This is a genomic window from Streptomyces sp. NBC_00597, assembly GCF_041431095.1.
Taxonomy (GTDB): Bacteria; Actinomycetota; Actinomycetes; order Streptomycetales; family Streptomycetaceae; genus Streptomyces.
Genome location: NZ_CP107758.1, coordinates 29,987 through 47,550 on the forward strand (window position 1 = coordinate 29,987; position 17,564 = coordinate 47,550).

A 17,564-nucleotide genomic window follows, 5' to 3' on the forward strand; every position below is an offset into this window, starting at 1 on the left:
AGAGCCTAGGACTTGTTCGGTCGGTCATGTTCGGAGCCAGATGACCAGGGCGGCTGCGGTGACGGTGCCGAGGAAGACGCAGCCGCGCTTGTCGTACCGGGTGGCCACGGCTCGTGCGTGCTTGAGTTTGTTGATGGCCCGTTCGACGGTGTTCCGCTTCTTGTAGTGCTCTTCGTCGAAGCCGGGTGGCCGTCCGCCGCGTGAGCCTTTGCGCAGGCGGGGGGCCTGGCTGTCGGTCTTCTCCGGGATCGCGTGCCGGATGCCCCGGCGCCGCAGATACTCGCGGCAGGGCCGATTGCTGCAGGCCTTGTCCGCGGCAAGACCGTCGGGCTTCTTGCCGGGCCGGCCCAGCCCGACGCGGGGAACGCAGATCTTCTCCAGAACGGGTTTGAACTGAGTGCAGTCCGCCCGCTGCCCCGGCGTGACGACCAAGGAGAGAGGGCGGCAGCGGCCATCCGCGCTCGGGTGGATCTTGGCGGTGAACCCACCGCACGAGCGGCCCAGGCCCTCACCTCCCGGACCACCTCCACCAGGCGGGCGAGGAGACGCTGCCATGGCGTCTCGCCCTGGTGTTCTGTCGCTGCGTCCCCCTTTGAAGGGTGAGCCGGTGGTGGGTCGATGCGGGCGCCGGCGGCATGCTGATACGCCCGCACAATGGTGGAGTCGACCGAGACGTCCCAGTCGATCTCGCCCGAGGCGTCAGCCTCGGCCTGCAATTACCGGAGCAGGCGTTCCCAGGTGCCGTCCGCCGACCACAATCGGTGCCGTTCATAAACCGTCTTCCACGGACCGAACCGTTCTGGCAGGTCACGCCACTGAATACCGGTCCGCACCCGGTGCAGAATCCCGTCGATCACCTGCCGGTGATCCCGCCACCTGCCGCCCTACGCACCCGACCTCAACCCCATCGAAGGGATCTGGTCCCTCCTGCGACGCGGCTGGCTCTCCAACGTCGCCTTCTCCACCCCCGAACACCTCGTCCAGCGCATCCGGCGCGGCCTACGACACATCCAGTACCGCAGCCATCTCATAGACGGCTGCCTCGCCGAGACCGGCCTGGCCATCAGACCCGCCTGACCAACAGCACGACATCACGAGTTCAACCTCAGTAGGCAAGCTCAGCTCATTCCAATGCGATGACGACGTACGGTCCAAAGATGGACATAGTCACCGGCGTTATCAGCATCGAGTACTCGCACTTTTACATCAGCGAGGACATCGAGACCGCGTTGGATGGTCTCGACCAGACTCCTGACTTCCGCACGGATGATCCTGTGATCGTCACCCCCGGCCAGCTCACTATCGTCAGCTGCGTGCAGTCCCACGACGCCTGGGTGACGCTCATGCTCACCGAGGCCGAGCCTGTCGAACAGTCGGAACAATGGCAGTTACTCGGCAGGTGGCCCTACCTGCCGATTTCCGGCGGGCGGATGAGCATGTCCGGCCCCACCACCGGCCCTGCCGCACCAGCTGCGGGCTGGCTTACTGGTGGGCAGGGATACGCCCCAGCCTTGCAGCTCGACCCGGCAACGATCTACACCGTCCACGTCTACGCCAAGGGGCGCCAGGACTCCCGAGCCAGGCACGAAGCCGCCATGGCCCGCGAGGAATGGGGCCTGCATGAAGGATTCGAGGACTACGTGGCCGCATTCGTCCCCACCAGACAGCAGGTCAGGCCGCGGCATGCGGGTTAAACGACAAGCTTAGGCCGTCTCTTCCGGATCTTGCCGAGCAATATGGTTCCAGGCCTCGCGAACGTGGGAAGGGACGCGACCGCCTGCGTCGTTCCAGGTGAGGCCGAGAGCGGCAGCCCATGCCTTGATCTGCTGGTGGTCGGGCTCTGGCCCGGTGCGCATGGCGGGGGCGCCACGGACACCAAAGGCGGGCAGGCAGGCCTCGCCGAGGACGGCACGCGGCAACGAGAGACCGAACCTCCGCTCCAGAACACCGAGGGATCGCTCCTGGTAAGCCATGTGATTGTGACGACGCAGCTTTGTTGGCAAGGAGCGGTGGGGGTTGTTGCGGGTCCCAGCACTGTGTCGCTGCGTAGTTGGCAAGGATGACGCAGGACAGTTGGCAATCGGTCGTCACGACGTGTGACCTGCCTGCGCGAGGACCCTGCTGGCGTAGGTCGGCAGGAGGTTGTGCAGGTGCGTGAAGAAGGGGGACCTCGTGCGCGTGAGGGCGGAGACGACTGCGGCGTCGGTTGTGGCGGGCTCCGCCTTCGGTATCGGGTTTGGCTCCATGCCGGGAGCCAGCCGCCACTCACTGCCTGTGAGGACGGACCAGATCAAGGCGGAGAAGCAGATGTGGAGGCGTTCGGCACTCCGTGAGCCGGCGGCCAGGATGCGTCTCCGGTCCGGGTATCTCTCGATGATCTCCTGCATGTCCGATTCAGGGAGGGTCCAGTCGGCGAAGTGCTGGCGCCGGACGAAGTAGTCCGTGGGTGGCTGCTGGGCGACGTGGTCGGTGAAGCGCTGGAAGAGGGTGGCTAGATCTGCTCGGCGTCCGTGCAGGCGTTCCTCCAACGGGCGGAATCGCCCCCAATTTGCCGCCCATTCCGGAGGAATCCTGAGGAAGGACCCCGCTTCCTGCAGCGCCATGCCCGTGGCGGCTTGAACGAGATGCGCTGCGAGGGCCCTGCGGATCGCGAGGTTCGTGGGCGAGCGGCGCCCGTGGCCGAGCGGCGTTGTGATGATCTCCGTCCATTCTGTGGGGAGGCGCTGGGGGACTGCTTGCGGCGAGTAGCTGCGCCGGCGGATCCGCAGGAACGGGGGCAGAGTGACCTGAGTGGGTAGCGGGCGGGGAAACCTCTGGTCGAGCAGCTGGAGGACTTCATGCCGGAACAACGGCGAGCTGTCGCGCCGCAGGGTCAACCACGTGTGGCCCCAGGCTATGTCGTCGCGGGGAGGGATCTGGGCGATGAGCCGGCGGAGTTCCAGGCGGAGTTCCGGCAGCGGCAGGTTCAGGATCCGCGCCGAGATCACCAGGAGGGCGGCTGTGCCGCGGGCTGAGAACACGTCGCTGTCCCATCGCTTGTGGGCGGCGGTTGAGATTCTCAGAGACGGAGCCGGCCCTGGCCGGGTGAGGTCGTGATCGAGGGCCTGTGCGAGCGAGCCGCTCGGTGTCCAGCTGGCTGCCAGTGGCCAGGTGGCACGGGTGAGCGCGGCCAAGACGAGGAGGTCCGTCATGCGGTTGTGGCCAGCCAGCGGGTCCAGTGAGCTAGGGACGCCGTAGGGGCGGGCTTGCAGAAGGCGTTGCTGCAGGTCGAGCAGGTCGTGCGACGGGGTGTCGCTGTCGGCGGGATCGGTGGTGTCCAGCCGGGCGCCGCAGGGCCCCCGGCTGGGGTCAAGGACGTTGCGGCACTGGGCTGGATGGAGTGGGTCGAGGTGTGGTTCCACGATCAGGCGGCGTGAGGTGCCTCGGATCATCTGTGCCGGCAGTTCGCAGGTGGGGCAGGTGGTGCGAAGGAAGGTGCGGTGTTCAAGGCAGGCGAATGTGGTCGCCATCCGCCATGTCAGTTGCCAGGGTCCTCCGTGTCGTTGCTGGATGGCCGAGCCGTCGCCGGCGAGGCAGGAGGGGCAGTAGCGCGTCGATGTCGTCAGCAGCCAGGCGGGGAAGACGCCGCGGGGGGTGGGAGTGAGGCCGCGCATGCCCAGGAGGGCTTCGGCCACGGGAGGATAGCTGTTGACGTGGGGCTTGAAGGTGAGCGCGTCCGCGTCTTGTGTCGACATGCCGGTGGTGGCGCAGAACGCGGTGAGGACGTCCTTCTCGAGCATGAGCATGCGACGGGCGGGCGCCGAGTGGCTGTGCGGGCCGATCAGGCCGGTGTGCTGCAGAAGGCTGGCGGGCTTCATGTCCAGGCGGTGGGCGAGCCGCAGGACGAAGCCGTGGAGGTCTTCGCCGGGCAGTGGCGACAGGCTCCGGGGCAGTTGCTCGAGGGGGTGGGGCACGGATCAGCCTGCGGCCTGTTCGTGGCGGGGTCCGTGGTCGTCGAAGACGGTGTTACGGCTGCGGGAGCGGCGCTTTGCTGGCTTGGGCGTCGAGGCAGTGGTCTCGCTGTCCGGGGGGTGGGTGAGGTCGTCGCGGCCGATGACGATCTCGTCGAGCAGGGCTTCGTCCAGGAGCTCCTTCCCGCTGGCCATGGCTTCCAGGCAGCCGTCCTCGATCAGCCGGCCGAGGAGGCCCACGACTCCGTTGGTCCGGCGCATGAGGTATTCGGGCATGGTCCCCTCTGTGAGCATGCCGTCGCGTGCGTTCAGCAGCCGCAGGTGGTCCTCGATGCCTTGGAGGTGGTTCACGAATGCTTGAATCTCGGCGGGTGTGGTGGTGCGGAACCGGTCGAGTTCCACGAGTTCGAAGCGCCGCTCGGTCTGTGTGACCTCCAGGCCGTGGACGCGGGTGGACTCCAGCGGCGGCATCACCCAGGACCGCTGCTTGGCTTGCCAGCGAGCTTCGCGGAGCAGACCGGTGCCGGGGATGTTCACCCCGGTGAGGATCAAGGTGACGTCCAGGCCCATGAAGGCCCGGATGAGGTCGAGCACGTCCTGGTCGTCGGCGCGGTGCATCCGCAGGCGGTTGATGTCGTCGATATTACCGACCGCAGGAGCTCGGATACTGGCTCTGAACTGCGATGATTCATAGACTACATGCCCGTGACGGTGTCTCAGCATCGACTGGTGTCGTCCGTTGGAGTGGTTCTCAGCCGCGTTGCCTGGACCGCGAGTGCCTGAGTTCGAGCGCCGAGCTCAGCATGTGGGCTGACTCGGCTTCATGGTGCGGACTGGCGTCCATGGACAGCGCCTCAGCCATCCTGGAAGTAGCGCTGAGCCTGGACCAGCGACATGCTGCTCGCGCCGGGGTTGCGTCGGCCACCGCAGCTGGGGCAGGCCGTCCTCCCAGAAGCAGGCCAGGTAGATCCCCCACGAGCCGACGGCTCCCAGGACGATGTGCCCGCAGCAGGGACACGTGTCGGTGTACAGACCAGCCAACGTGTGCAGTCAGGTACGCGCAATCGTGCTGACCTTCGTTGCCGCGTGCGCGGTCGGGTGGCCGCGCATAGCATGCAACTGGCAGACCAAATTCCCGTGCGCCGCTGCTCAAGGGGGCAATCGTGTACTTTGCCGCAGGGGGAATAAATGACTTGATGGAATGGTTCAACGCGAACACAAACTCAGAGAAGATGCTCTGCTTGTTCGTACCAAAAAACCCAGAAGACGGGCAGCTGCTGCGCGACCTCTTCGACGCGAGAGGCTTGATCAGCCCACAGTTGAAAGAGGTAGCGCTTTGCCTCTTCTCCAGTCGAGCAACAATGAATGATCTGCGGGCACGGACCCCTGAGTCGGCTGACTACCTGTTCGTCCCAGGGCTGGTTGATGCGCGCAACATGCCCGAGCATTGGCGCAACTGGCGGCGGGTTGACCCGGCGAAAGCGGAGATGATCCCCGCGGAGGTGCGCGACGAAGTTCTTCTCCGTTCGCAGGCAATCGCCAACGAGATCATCGACTATTTTCAACTGGATGGCGCCGATCCGCCATGCCTGATATTTGCTGTTCGCGACGATCTAACGCCATTCGTAATTCGAACGCGAGGCGGCGCGAATCTCGCCACGTTGCGATCGCTGTTTGAAGACCTAGACCGCGCAGCCGAGCTGGTTAATCGGTCAGGCATGCTCAGCCTTCCTGTGCTGATCGCAAGACGGCAGGACCTGATGCAACGGAGAACTGCTCTGGAGGCATCCCTCCAGGATCACCACGGAGCCGCCACGCGAGCGCTTGCGGCAGCTGCCGACGCTTCCTTGCCCTTCGGACTTAATGACGCGATCAGGGAGATTGCCCCAGGTTCGGCTCGCGATCTATTTCGTTGCCTGGGCCTGCCTCATCAAGACAAGCGTCCGATGCATGTCCGGCCTGAGACGCGGGCGGCAGCGACGGCTGCATTATTGGACCCTACTGCCCACGCGGCCTTCCGTGAGGCGGTTAGGGCTGGCAAGAGACTCCGGAAAAATGAGGTTGAACTCGAAGCGCTCGATCGTGAAGCGCATCGGATCGATGGAGAGTTGGACCGTAATTCTCTGCTGAGAAAGCTCAACACAGTAGAGGATGAGATCAACGCAATTTGCACAAAGTACGAGAGGAAATTTAGACGCGCCAGGTATTACATGACGTTACGGCGATTCGTCCTGTTGCTCACCGGTGCGGCGACGGCTGTGGAAAATGTCACCACGTCAATCGGCTCGACCGTCGATAGCATCGTGAAGGAATTGCCGTCAGCTTCCGATTGATTCTGCGGCCTTCTCAATTGAATAGACTGAATGCTGGCATGGTGGCGCGCTATCCAAGATCTCCATTCATTGGCAAAATCGGACGTCGCACCCAGCGGATACGGCAGGCACTTCCGATTGCTTATCGTCACGGCCAGCACGGACCAGCACGAGTTGTCACGATTCGCCGATTCGTCCGGCTGTAGTTGGCCCGTGCGTACCAGGGGCGTTTCAAAGTCCCCGCAAGCGCTTGAGTCCGCAGGTCGCGGCTGTGCAGGGGGCGGGACTGGCCCGTCACGAACGCAACGAAGCTCCGGTTGGACGGGGTGACCTCCAAGTCGCCTCGAACCACCGGAGCTTCGATGTGCCGCAAGTCTGCCACCGTCTGCCTGATCAAGTCGCCGGTCCTGGACAACGTGGCGGGACTGTCGCTGGTGGAGCGGCTGCGGCTGCTTCCCGATCCGCGTCGGCGCCGAGGGGTGCGTCACCCGTTCGTGGCCGTGCTGCTGGTTGCCGCCTCCGCCGTCGTCGGCGGCGCGCAGTCGTTCGCGGCCATCGGCCAGTGGGCCGCGAACGCCCCGCAGCACGCCCTGGCCCGGCTGGGCGCCCGCGTCGTTGGGGCACTCGGCGTACGGGTCACGCCGAGTGTCGCGACAATCCGCCGGGTCGTCGGCATGGCCTGCCCCGGCGGCCTGGCCGATCTGACCGGCGCTGACCCCGCCGGCTCGGAATCACTGGCCATCGACGGCAAGGCCGCCCGCGGCTCCCGGCACGGCACCTCGCCCGCCGCCCACCTCCTGGCCGCGATGACCGGCGACGGCCGGACCGTCACCCAACTACGCGTCCCCGACAAGACGAATGAGATCACCTGCTTCGCGGCGCTGCTGGAGCCCTTCGACCTGACCGGGGTCACTATCACAGCGGACGCGCTCCACACCCAGCGCGGCCACGTCCGCTTCCTCGTCGAGGAGAAGAAGGCCCACTACCTGTTCGTGGTCAAGGCCAACCAGCCCGAACTGCACCGCCGGCTGCGGTCATTGCCATGGAAGGACGTCACCTCGCGCCGCTACGACCGCGAGACCGGCCACGGCCGCCGGGAGACCCGGGCGACCAGGGCACTCACCGTCACCGACCTCGGCCTGGACTTCCCCCACGCAGCCCAGGCCGTGCGCATCCTGCGCCACCGCACCGACCTGACGACCGGCAAGGTCAGCCGCGAGACCGTTTACGCGGTCACGGACCTGACCTCACATCAGGCATCGCCGCAACGGCTCGGCCGGCTCGCCCGCTCGCAGTGGACCATCGAGAACCGGCTTCACTTCGTTCGTGACACCACCTTCCGCGAGGACGCCTCGAAGATCCGAACCGGCCACGCCCCCGAGAACATGGCAACCCTGCGCAACCTGGCGATCAACACCGTCCGCACAGCCGGGCACCAAAACGTCGCCGCCGGCCTCCGACACGCCTCCTACGAACCGTTCACCCGCCCACTTGACCTCCTGGGCATCGCCTGACCAGCCCGCTCACAAGATCATCAGACTTTGCAATGCCCCTGCCGTGCGTACCCGCACGAAGAGCGTGGGACCACGGGTTCGTCCCGTGACCTCGGCGATGAACTTCAACAGAATCGGCTCAGTGTGCACCGTGGCCGGCGGCCGCCTCACCGAGGTGAGCGGCCGCCGGGTAGGTGCGGGTCATTCGGGCGAGGACAGGATCTGGGCTTCAAGGTCGGCGACGCGGCGGTCTTGGAAGCGGAGGTTGGAGCGGGCGGCCTTGAGGCGTTCGTCGAGGGTGCGGTTGTCGGTGGTGAGCTGGCGGACCCGCTGTTTGAGGGTGGTGTTCTCGGTGGTGATCTGCTGGATGGCTTCCTCGGTCCACTCGGCTTCCAAGTCGCGGATCTGGCCGATGAGTTCGCCGATGCGGGTGCGCTGGGCGAGGATCTCGGCATGGGTGGCCTTGAGCGCGTCTTCGGCGTTCAGCGCGCGTTCCCGCCAGGGCGCCTCGTGCGCGTTGTCCTGATCTTCGAGCAGCTGGGACCGGCGATCGCCGGCTTCGGCCATGGCGGCGGCGACCGTCGCTCTGGCCTCGGGGTTGTCGTAGAGGAAGGTGCGAGAGACATCCGCGCGGCGGGCGACGGCGGCAACGCTGACCTGGGCCTTCTCGCGCCGGAGCCGGATAATGGCCTCATGGATGCGCTGGAGTGATGCCTCGGCTTTGCGGCGGCGGGCTGCCAGGGCCGCGGCCGTGCGAGGTTCTGGAACGGCAGCGGTCTTCATGCGATGTCCTGTTCGGAGTCGTCGGCAGTGCACGTATCGCTGTACTCGCCCTCGTCCTGTTCGGCATCGCCCGCATCGGCTAGATCGGCGGCGCGGAAGGCGGTGGACCAGACGCGGTGGAAGTAGTCCTGGGGTTTGCGCAGGTCCAGGGCGAGGGCGTCATCGAGCAGGTCGAGGCCAGCCAGGGCCTTCTCCAGGCCGTCGATCGCGCGGGCGGTGGGCTCGAAGTGCTGGTGGAGGTACTCGGCGGTCGCGTCGTCCGGGGCGCCCTCGGCCAGCAGCCGCCACTGCTCGCGTTTGCGCCGCCAGTAGAGGAGGTCAGCGCCGGAGAGTACGAACTTGTCGCAGTTGTGGCAGTCCATATTCCAGGGGCAGGCGCCGCCGTTGACGACGGGCTGGAAGGTGCAGAAGCCGCCCTCGGCCGGGGTGCTGCGGCGGGCGAGGTCGATGGCGAGGGCCTGGGCCTGCTCGCGGGTGAGCGGGGTGGTCTCCCCGGCAAGGAGCTCGCCGGGCTGGGCGGTGCCGGGGCCGGCGACCCAGACGTGCTGGAGGACGTTCTCCAGGTCGGCGCTGGTCAGATGGACGTAGTGCTCGGCCATCCGGTCCGAGACCTGGCCGAGGTAGCGGCGGATGTGGGTCAGGGTGGCTCCCGCCCGAAGCAGGCTGGTGGCCAGCGTGTGACGAGCCTGATGGGGGACGAGCTGGCCGAGGTCGAGCTCGGTGATCCACTCCCGGAATCGCCGGTGGAACCACTGGTAGGACAGGGCGGTGGAGCCGTCGGGGTTACGGACCTTGCTGGTGAATAGGGCGAGCCGGGCGCGTTCGGCACTGGTCGGGCGGCGTCCATGCCGGGCGACGAAGCGGTCCAGCGTCTTGCGCTGCCGCTCAGCGAGGGTGTCGTAGAGGCTGTCGGGGATACGGATCGCGGTGTCGTAGTTACCGACCTTGGTCTGGTCGTGCCAGAACATCGCCAGACCTCCGTAGCGGCCGATGCAGTTCCAGCGCACTTTGAGGACCTCGTTCACGCGGCGGCCGGTCACGACGATGGTCTCCCAGACGTCCCGCATCCCCCGGTCGTCGGGATCGTGGCTCTGGGCGAGTTGGGCGAGGTTCGCCTCGTCGGCCAGGGCGCGGGCGACCTCGTCAGGGAAGGGACGCCGGGCCCGAAGCGGCTCGCCCCCGGCGAAGGGCATGGCGATGATGAACTCGCGGTCCAGCCCAAGGCGTTCGGCCACGCCGTTCTCTAGCGCGTTCCGCAGCAGCTTGCGTACTCCGTTGAACACGTCGGTGCGGGTGACGGGCGTGACCGTCGACAGCTTGCCGTAGAGCCCCTTCATCACCAGCGACGGCAGCCCGTGGCGTTCACGGTGCTGCTGGTCGGCGATGAAACGGTGCATGTTCTCCACCCGCAGGGCCGCCGGGTCGTGGCCCCCGCCTGGGGCGTCAACCTCCATGAACGCGCTCAGCTCGGTGCAGGCCCGGCGGATGCCGTCGATCGGCACCGCGGTGCGCGGGCGGTGCGGTGAGCGGATCAGATCGGCGGTGTAGTCCCAGAGCAGGTCGCGCAGCCAGCGCTGGCTGACGAGGGTCAGGTCGATGTGGCTGGCCCGATGGGGGAAACGGATGCCGAACTGATCGGTCTCCAGGAACCCGGCGTCCCGCGTCTGCTCGGGGGTGAAGTAGATCAGCCGCAGGTAGTGGAGCATCTTCTTCACGATCGAGGTGTGGAAGCGCGGGAAGTCGTCCAGGTCCAGATCTGTCAGGGAGCCGGCGTCGCGTTCGCGTGCGAGGTTGACGAGTTTCTGAATCCAGTCCAGGTGCCAGATGCCATGCCGGTCCTGCTGGGTGTGGGCAAACAAGGTGTACTGGATCTCGGCTCGCAGCAGCGGCCGCACCCCGCGCAGGTTGACCTGACCTGGCCGCGGGGCCGACTCGACCGTCGCGCACCAGGTGCGGAAGGCCCACTCGTCCGTGCAGGAGACGGGGACGGGACGTCCCTGGCTCTCATAGCTCTGCCACCAACTGGGCGGAAGGGCCGCCCCGCCGGGGCGGCGGTCGTGCTTGTAGCGGTGCCGGTGCCAGCAGCACAAACCCAGCGGGGACTCCGCCAGCCCGGGGCAGACCGCGACCTTGCAGCCGCCGTAACCCTCGCATGGCTCCTGTTCAGCAACCCACTGGTCGAAGTCCACCCCCGCATCGCGAGGAGCGACGTAGTACTTCCAGGAGCTGTAGTGGCGACGGCACAACCGCAGGTCGGTCCGAGGCGAGGCCGGCCGGTCCGGGCAGATCAAGCACGGGCCTTCGCGTTCGAACTCGGCCCGGGGCAGCGGTTGTGCCGCGGTGAGGAACTCTGCCCGGGTCGTGCCCAACTCCCGGCTCTTTCCCCACTGCTGGAGATGGATCGAGCACAGGTCTGTCCCTCCGGACCGGACGCGCTCGCAGGCGCCGACGACGCACCCCCACTGGTAGACGGGATGGTCTTGGGGAATCCGTACGAGCGTCTCGCGGAAGAGCGGGTCGAAGGACGGGGCGCCGATCAGCGCGGTGAGGATCTCCAGCCGGTCCCGGCCCTCGCGGTCGGGACGCTCGGTGTAGAGCGGCAGCAGAGAGTTCGCGGTCACTTCGTCTCACCCCAGACTGTGCGGAGCGCGGCGTCGAAGACCGGGTCGTGGACATCGACGTGCCCATAGACCTCGTCAACCATCGCGGCCGATGCCCACCCGCCGGCGTCCCGCGCGATCAGAGTGTTGCCATTGGCAGCGTCGAGAACCGCGGACGTAAAGGTGTGCCGGAATGCGTGGGGCTTCACGAGCCCCAGACCAGCGCGTTTCCCGGCCCGGCCGAGCATGCGGCGGGCCCCGACCGGCGCCCACGGCTGCCCGGAGTCCGCGCCGTGCAGCTGGACCAGGAGCATTCCATGCCCAGCCTGTCCGCGCGGATACTCACCGCCGGTGAGGTACTCGAAGTAGGTGTGCACCATGGCCGGGCTGACCCGCTTGATCAAGCCGCCGGTGATCGTGCCGTGCTCAACTCGCCACGGGTGCTTGGTCTTGGCCTCGGCCCGGTTCGGATTGCCGGGCCGGTGGCAGACGTGAACGTGCGGGGTTCGGCACTCGCCGCAGGCCGCGTTCTCCCGCAGATGCAGGTCGACCAGGTGCAGCCCGCAGAGCTCGCCGATCCGAAGGCCGCCATCGGCGAGCCAGGTCACCACCAGCCGGTCCCGGGCCGCGTTCACCGCCTCCAGCAACCTCTCCCGGGCTCCGTCCGGGAGCATCTTCGGGTGCCTGCGGTGCGGTCCCTTCGGCGCGAGCGGGTTCGTGGGCAGCGACGACTTCACGTGCCCGAGGAAAGACCGGCGCCGGTCCACGCGCGAGGGAAGACGGGACCGGTCGAGCTTCTTGCCCAGCTCGCCGTTGATACCGAGCGAGGATTGGTGCAGGTAGAAGCCCTTCAGACAGGCCGCAGCGGTCGACAGAGCAGACCGGCCGTAAGGGCGCTTGCCGACCCGCCACGGCTCACCCAGCGGCATCAGAACCTCGGCCCCGACGATCCCCATGTACCGCTCAAGGTCCCGCAGCACGACCTTGTCGAAGGCCAAGCACTCGCGCTCCAGCCACCGCAGATGATCCACCAGCAGGTACGCGTACGTCCTCTGCGTTCCCGAGCCGTCGTGGACGCGCAGGAACCGGTCCGCCTCAATGTGGATGGTGCCCTCAGGCCAGACGATCGTCCACGACCGCTGCCTGCTCTTCCTCTCGATCTGTTGGACCCTCAAGTCCCCGACCACCACGTGCCGTACCACTTGTCCTCCGTACCGACTCCGGAACATGACAGACGTCCCGGTCTCGGTCGGTAAACGAGTCCATGACGCCCACGTCACAGGCCCAGAGAGACATCACGGGCAGCACTACCCGCGGTCGGTAAAGTCGATGATGAGGACCTTGACGCCGTGGTCCCTGAGCGATTCGGCGACCTGCCGGACCAGCTGTGGCAGGTTCAGGCTCCGGGACGGTGCCTTGAAGAAGTTCAGGATGGTCACGCAGGTGCTCTTCGGCTTCGCGGTGACCGGAGCCTGGACATAGACGACCGGGGAGTGCAGGTCCACCGTGCCCGGGACGGACGCCGGGTTGACCGAGTTATGCAGTCGCAGCCATCGGTCTTCGAACGCTGCGACGACCCGGCAGACGGTGGCGGTCTTCCCGTGCTGTCCCCAGCCGCTGACCATCACGCCCGCCAGCGTCGGGTCTCCCTTCTTGCGGGTGTTGGCGCTGAGGCGGCGGTCGATCAGCCGGGACACCCTCTGGGCCATCGGCGTCTGCTGTAGAGGCAGGTTGACGTTGGTCATTTGCCGGTATGTGTCGTAGTCATCCCGCCGTCGGGTCGGCAGCGTGCCCCACTGGGCAGCCGAGAGCCGCTGAGCCGGAACCAGCAGTCCGCGGGTGGCCCGGAAGTGCTGCCAGCCGGCGAAGGTGTCACGGCTGGGTGTGTCCGACAGGATCAACTCGGCGATCTTCCTCCTGGACGGCAGGCCCGTCAGCAGGTCGCGCGGCATCGTCGTGTCCGTCATGCGTCGTCCCCCGGCTCCTCGTCAAGATCGGGCAGCAGGAACAAGCTCCGCTGCCGCAGAGCGTCATCCAGCAGCTGAGGAGCCTCCGGCGGCCGGGCGAGGTCCTCCCGGCGCCGGCGCTGGTCCGCGTCGACGGCGGCCTGGACGGTTCGCGCGTCCCGGGGCCAGGATGGGCTGGCCGGCTCTGCGGCGTCGTCGTACGGACTTGTCTCCCCAGGCGCCGGAACCGTCGCAGGCGGGCGGTCGGATGCCGCGGCCCGGCCCTGAAAGGCCAGGCGCGAGCGGGACACCTTCTCCTTCCTGGTCATCTGGGTGGGCCACTGATCGACAGGGACCGCAGACCGCAGAATCTCCAACAGTGGAGGCAGGAGCTCGGTGTCGCTGAGCACCTTGAGCTTTCGGAGACGGACGTCGGCCATGAGGGCCTCGACGGTCTTGTCCGAGAACGCCGGGACCTCACCCTGCGGCGGAAGCCCAGTCCAGCGCAGGGGGTGCCAGGTCTCGTGATCGTCCGGGTCCTGGAGGAAGACCTTGCGGCGATCCCGCCGGTCGCTGCGGACGACCCAGCGTCCCCCGTGCCGGCCACCGCGGGCCGATGGTCCCTGGAACCGGTGCTCGTCAAGCACAGGGTCGTAGTAGTAGAGGCCGAGGATCTTCACCCCGCGACGGGGGTGGATCATCACGTGGTGCTTGCGCAGGAGCTTGTAGTAGAGCTCGGGCGTGGGGATCTGCATTGCCCAGCCGCCCTGGTGCATCGCTGCGGCGAACAGGGAGTTCGGGCTGTGCTGGCCGCCGGGTTCCCAGCTGGGGGCGTACTCGCCGAGCGCGTGATTCTGCCAGATCCTCACGATCCAGGTCGCGATGGCGTGCTCCATCTGCCCGATGGTCAGCACCGCATCGGCTTCAGGGTCCGCACCGCGGTCGGCGACGTCCGTGCCGGTGAACCCCAGCAGGTGCTCGAGCAGCATCGTCTTTAGCGAGCCGAACGCCCGCTCGACCGCGTACTTGTCCGTGGCCCGCATCGTGCGGGCCGGCAGGATGTTGCAGCCGATCTCGTCCTGGGCCTGGACGATCTGGTGGTTCTTGTAGGGGGCGCCGTGGTCGGTGGTGACCGTCTCCGGGGCGAAGAACGGCAGACCGGCAACCTTGTGTCCGGCGAAGTCGGCGACGATGTCGGCGGGGACCCCGGGGTAGGGCCACTCCATCTCCCCGCCCCAGCCCTCCCGCATCGGCAGCGGCATCATCACGTCCCGCAGCAGCATCGCAATGTCCACCGAGGTGTCCGAGACCATGGTCAAACGGAAAGCGCAGCACGAGTGCGTGTAGACGTCCAAGGCCAGCGTGAGCATCACCGAGACCGGCTCACCGAAGACGCTCTCGCGGAGCTTGACCGGCAGCGGCGTCGAGTCCAGCGCGACCACCTGACCCGGGCGGTGCACCACCACCCGCGGCCCGGTGTCGTCCAGCATCTCCGCCGTCCCTAGATAGCGCTGGCGGGCCCCGCCCGGCCCGAACCACTCCCGCCAGATCCGGGCCAGGGTGTCGCAGCTGGGAACCTCCTTCGTCGGGAAGCCGGGGAATCGCTCGGCCATGTACTGGTGCAGCAGGCGGTGCTTGCCCCGCATGGAGATCCGCGATCGCCGTACCGACTCCTGGCGAACTGCCAGGATCGCCTCCCGGATCTCCGGCACGACGACCCGGCCCGTTCGCCGACGTGTCCAGCGGCCGTCCGCGCAGGCGAGCACCAGCTCGTCGACGTGCGGCGCAGACAGGCGGATCAGCGTGCGTTCGCTCATGCGCTGCAGCCCGAGCAGTTCGGCCTCCAGCGGGTCGAGGCCAGCCAGCTCCTGGGCCTTGGTCTTGCGGCGCTGCATCAGCGTCGTGCGGGCCGGATCGTAATCAGCTCGCGGCTCACCCGGCCGGGCCTTGGCCGGGTGACCGTCACGGAACCCGGTGACCGCCTCGCGGACGTGCTCGGCCCGCAGGCGGGCGCGCTGGAGCTGGATCGGCGTGAGGTCAGCCAGCGTCCGCGGCTGGGCCCTCCTCCCGTCCCGGCCGGACGCCTCCGCCGACTTCGCGAGAGGTTCAGGGCGGTGGTGCATGAGCCAGCTGATCGTCCGGTCCTCCGCCTGGCCCTCCGTGCTGACTAGGACGACGCGACCGTGCTGAGGCTCCACCTCGTCGACGACCCAGTCGACGCCGTCGATCCGGAACCCGGCCCCCGGCGCAAGGTCCAGCAGCCTCTGCGCGGCCGTCACCAGGACTCCGCCCAGCCCGCCGGCCAGACCAGGGAAGAATCTCCCAGCGGACGGCCGAGGTCGAAGCCGAGTTGGCGCTGCCAGAGCAGGTGAATGGCGTGCGCCCGGCCCACCGCCGGCAGCCGTGTGGCCTGTACGAGTTCACCGAACGGAACCGGCCCGTCGGCGGCGGCGTCAAGAAGGCGCGGCTGGCAGCCCAGTTGGTCGGTCAAGGGCCGGCGTTGAGCCGACAGCGCGTCCAGACCTGAGAGCACGTGCGGTCGCCATCCCGTGATCACCGAATAGCGCCAGCCGCAGGCGGCCGCCGCCTCCTGGGACGCGGCGAACTTCACCGCGTCCATCTCACCGACCAGCCCCGCAGGACGGATATCCAGCAGCCAGTGCCCGCCGTCACTCATCACGGCCAGGAAATCCGGGATGTGCCCGGCGTGGCCGTCGACGTGCTCGAAACTGAGAATGAAGGGCTGCGGAAGCACCTCGAGCACCGTCATGAAGTCCAGGGCCACCAGGGCCGCCCTCTCCTCCAGCGACTCGAAGCCGTGCTTCCGCCCTGTCGAGACCAGGAACTCCAGCCCCGGACGATGTCTCTGCTTCGTCCGCCAGGTGAACCCGCGGACCGGCTGCGACGACAGCACCGGCACCGAACCCAGGTCCCGGACCGGCCAGACGACCTCCGACCCGTTGATCTGCCAGGCGGCCGTCCAGCGGCTCCCCCAGTTGTCCCGCATGACCAGCCGCGTACGGACCTCATCCAGCCTCCCGTACGGCGACATCAACTCGTCCAGGACGCACACGTCGGAACGGACCTGGGCGGCAGCCTCCGGAATCACCGCACCAGATCACCAGCTCGCACGGCGCCCCGCAGCAGTTGATCACAACTGATCGCTTCGTGTAATCGTGCGCCGCAGTTGGCCCCGCTGGACACCTCCGATGCACGACTGCAGCCCGGTTGTTCAGAACAGGGAGTCCCAGAAGACCGTTTCCGGGTCGGGTTCCTCCGGTTGGAGCATGCAGCGCTTGCAGCGCAGGAGTCCCGGTTCGTTGGTTCCGGAGGCGGCGCTCATCCACGGCAGGGCCTCCATGGCGTGTGCGCGTTCGTCGTCGGCGAGGGCGTCGACGGTCCGGCGGAGTTCCTCGGGGGCGGGGTCGTCGGTGAGGCAGAGCCATCCGATCGCCGCTGCCAGGCGGACCTCGGGGGCCTCCGTCCGGTCGTGCCAGCGCTCTCGCAGCCAGGCTGCGGTTGGCGAGTGCGCGTAGGCCCGGGTGATCTCGGCGGTGGCCAGGACGAAGGCGGCGCGGACCATGGCGTCACGCTCCGCCGCGAACCCGGTGGCCAGAGCGGTCCGGACGATGTGGTCGAGGTCGGCGGCGGTCGCGAGGACGTAGGCGGCGTCAAGGCGGACGGCGGGGTCGGGGTCGCCGAGGAGGGGCAGCAGTGTGGGCGTGTCCGCGGTGATCGCGGCTCGGGCGGCGGCCACCGACCAGCCGGCCGGGTAGGCGGTTACTTCGTAGCCATACTCGTCGTCTCCGTCGGGGGCGTGACGTACGGGATCTGTGCGGTGAAGGAGAAGTTCCTCGCGAGACGCGACGCCGAAGTACCGCGCGCGGGCCGGGCCGGAAAGGACGTCGAGGGCGGCGGCACGGTGTGGGTGGTGGGGGTCGGTGGCGAGGGGGATCAGGAACGGTACAGCGAGGGCGGCGGCCGCCCGGCTGTCGTTGGCGCACAGGCCCCGCAGCACGCCCGTCGCGTCCATGCCCGGTTCGCCGTCGGCGCGGAGGGCGGCAACGGCCTCTCGGGCATGGAGGCCGTGGGGGAAGTTGCCCCACGGGACGGCGCCGAGGGGCAGGTCGCGTCGGGGCTCGGGCAGGATGCCGGCCACCACCGCCCGCACGTCGAACGGGCCGCCCGCGAACGAGGCCAAGTCCGCCCCGCCCGCGACTTCCCGACACATCGCAAACGTCGGATCGCTCCGCCAATCCTCCACAGCACACCCCCACCGTCGAACCCTCGGACACCTGATCATGACCTGCCCGGCGACCCGCCGGAACCCGGGCGGCGGAGGCGGGGCGGGCGATCTAGCTGCTCACACGGGGCCAACCATCGTGCACAGGGGCCAATCGGAATACTCAAGGCCACCTGTCGCGCTCAGTCACACTTCGCAACCCACGGAGCAACATCAGCATCGTTTGCCAACAAGCGT

13 protein-coding genes and 2 pseudogenes are annotated in these 17,564 nt (G+C 67.7%); 4 read left to right on the plus strand and 11 right to left on the minus strand.

Features of this window, described 5'->3' with window-relative positions:
- Positions 1 to 24: 24 nt before the first annotated feature.
- Positions 25 to 884 (minus strand): annotated as a pseudogene (locus tag OG974_RS30110) (IS5 family transposase); the annotation flags it as partial.
- On the opposite strand from OG974_RS30110, the pseudogene OG974_RS30115 reads away from it, so the two are divergent.
- Positions 874 to 1,077, plus strand: a pseudogene (locus tag OG974_RS30115) (transposase); the annotation flags it as partial. The pseudogenes OG974_RS30110 and OG974_RS30115 sit on opposite strands and share 11 nt — an antisense overlap.
- A gap of 80 nt (positions 1,078 to 1,157) precedes the next feature.
- A complete protein-coding gene (locus tag OG974_RS30120; protein WP_327280914.1) occupies positions 1,158 to 1,694 on the plus strand; it encodes a hypothetical protein in 537 nt (178 codons plus the stop codon).
- A 393-nt stretch (positions 1,695 to 2,087) separates the two neighbouring features.
- On the opposite strand, the gene OG974_RS30125 is transcribed toward OG974_RS30120, so the two are convergent.
- From OG974_RS30125 to OG974_RS30135, 3 genes are all read right to left on the minus strand, one after another.
- Positions 2,088 to 3,953 (minus strand): TniQ family protein, encoded by a 1,866-nt coding sequence (locus OG974_RS30125; RefSeq protein ID WP_327286052.1) that lies wholly within the window; start codon positions 3,951 to 3,953, stop codon positions 2,088 to 2,090.
- A 3-nt stretch (positions 3,954 to 3,956) separates the two neighbouring features.
- Entirely contained in the window at positions 3,957 to 4,568 is a 612-nt protein-coding gene (locus OG974_RS30130) for a hypothetical protein (RefSeq protein WP_327286053.1), read from the minus strand.
- A 180-nt stretch (positions 4,569 to 4,748) separates the two neighbouring features.
- On the minus strand, positions 4,749 to 4,991 hold the full coding sequence (locus tag OG974_RS30135; RefSeq protein WP_371646989.1) for a CPCC family cysteine-rich protein: 243 nt from the start codon (positions 4,989 to 4,991) through the stop codon (positions 4,749 to 4,751).
- 122 nt (positions 4,992 to 5,113) lie between these two features.
- Between OG974_RS30135 and OG974_RS30140 the strand changes: the two genes are divergently transcribed.
- Both OG974_RS30140 and OG974_RS30145 read left to right on the plus strand, forming a co-directional pair.
- Positions 5,114 to 6,283: a hypothetical protein gene (locus OG974_RS30140; RefSeq protein ID WP_327286054.1), complete on the plus strand. Its 1,170-nt coding sequence runs from the start codon at positions 5,114 to 5,116 to the stop codon at positions 6,281 to 6,283.
- A 341-nt stretch (positions 6,284 to 6,624) separates the two neighbouring features.
- Positions 6,625 to 7,776, plus strand: coding sequence for an ISAs1 family transposase (locus OG974_RS30145; protein WP_327286055.1), 1,152 nt, complete (start codon positions 6,625 to 6,627; stop codon positions 7,774 to 7,776).
- Between the two features lie 180 nt (positions 7,777 to 7,956).
- On the opposite strand, the gene OG974_RS30150 is transcribed toward OG974_RS30145, so the two are convergent.
- The 7 genes from OG974_RS30150 to OG974_RS30180 form a co-directional block, all read right to left on the minus strand.
- Positions 7,957 to 8,538, minus strand: coding sequence for a DUF6262 family protein (locus tag OG974_RS30150; protein WP_327286056.1), 582 nt, complete (start codon positions 8,536 to 8,538; stop codon positions 7,957 to 7,959).
- Positions 8,535 to 11,159, minus strand: a complete 2,625-nt coding sequence (locus tag OG974_RS30155) for a tyrosine-type recombinase/integrase (protein ID WP_327286057.1) — start codon at positions 11,157 to 11,159, stop codon at positions 8,535 to 8,537. Before OG974_RS30155 ends, OG974_RS30150 begins: the two co-directional genes overlap by 4 nt.
- Positions 11,156 to 12,340 (minus strand): tyrosine-type recombinase/integrase, encoded by a 1,185-nt coding sequence (locus tag OG974_RS30160; RefSeq protein WP_327286539.1) that lies wholly within the window; start codon positions 12,338 to 12,340, stop codon positions 11,156 to 11,158. Before OG974_RS30160 ends, OG974_RS30155 begins: the two co-directional genes overlap by 4 nt.
- Positions 12,341 to 12,445: 105 nt before the next feature.
- Positions 12,446 to 13,105: an AAA family ATPase gene (locus tag OG974_RS30165; protein ID WP_327286058.1), complete on the minus strand. Its 660-nt coding sequence runs from the start codon at positions 13,103 to 13,105 to the stop codon at positions 12,446 to 12,448.
- Complete coding sequence (locus OG974_RS30170) at positions 13,102 to 15,363, minus strand: transposase (RefSeq protein WP_327286059.1); 2,262 nt, start codon at positions 15,361 to 15,363, stop codon at positions 13,102 to 13,104. The genes OG974_RS30165 and OG974_RS30170 overlap by 4 nt, the downstream gene beginning before the upstream one ends.
- Positions 15,360 to 16,091, minus strand: coding sequence for a TnsA-like heteromeric transposase endonuclease subunit (locus OG974_RS30175; protein ID WP_327286060.1), 732 nt, complete (start codon positions 16,089 to 16,091; stop codon positions 15,360 to 15,362). The genes OG974_RS30170 and OG974_RS30175 overlap by 4 nt, the downstream gene beginning before the upstream one ends.
- A gap of 225 nt (positions 16,092 to 16,316) precedes the next feature.
- Positions 16,317 to 17,285, minus strand: a complete 969-nt coding sequence (locus OG974_RS30180) for a hypothetical protein (RefSeq protein ID WP_327286061.1) — start codon at positions 17,283 to 17,285, stop codon at positions 16,317 to 16,319.
- Positions 17,286 to 17,564 lie beyond the last annotated feature (279 nt).

Coding starts and splice junctions, on each gene's coding strand:
- OG974_RS30145 (WP_327286055.1), top strand. CDS start 6,625: ATGTGCCGCAAGTCTGCCACCGTCTGCCTGATCAAGTCGCCGGTCCTG.
- OG974_RS30150 (WP_327286056.1), bottom strand. CDS start 8,538: ATGAAGACCGCTGCCGTTCCAGAACCTCGCACGGCCGCGGCCCTGGCA.
- OG974_RS30120 (WP_327280914.1), top strand. CDS start 1,158: ATGGACATAGTCACCGGCGTTATCAGCATCGAGTACTCGCACTTTTAC.
- OG974_RS30130 (WP_327286053.1), bottom strand. CDS start 4,568: ATGCACCGCGCCGACGACCAGGACGTGCTCGACCTCATCCGGGCCTTC.
- OG974_RS30165 (WP_327286058.1), bottom strand. CDS start 13,105: ATGACGGACACGACGATGCCGCGCGACCTGCTGACGGGCCTGCCGTCC.
- OG974_RS30175 (WP_327286060.1), bottom strand. CDS start 16,091: ATGCGGGACAACTGGGGGAGCCGCTGGACGGCCGCCTGGCAGATCAAC.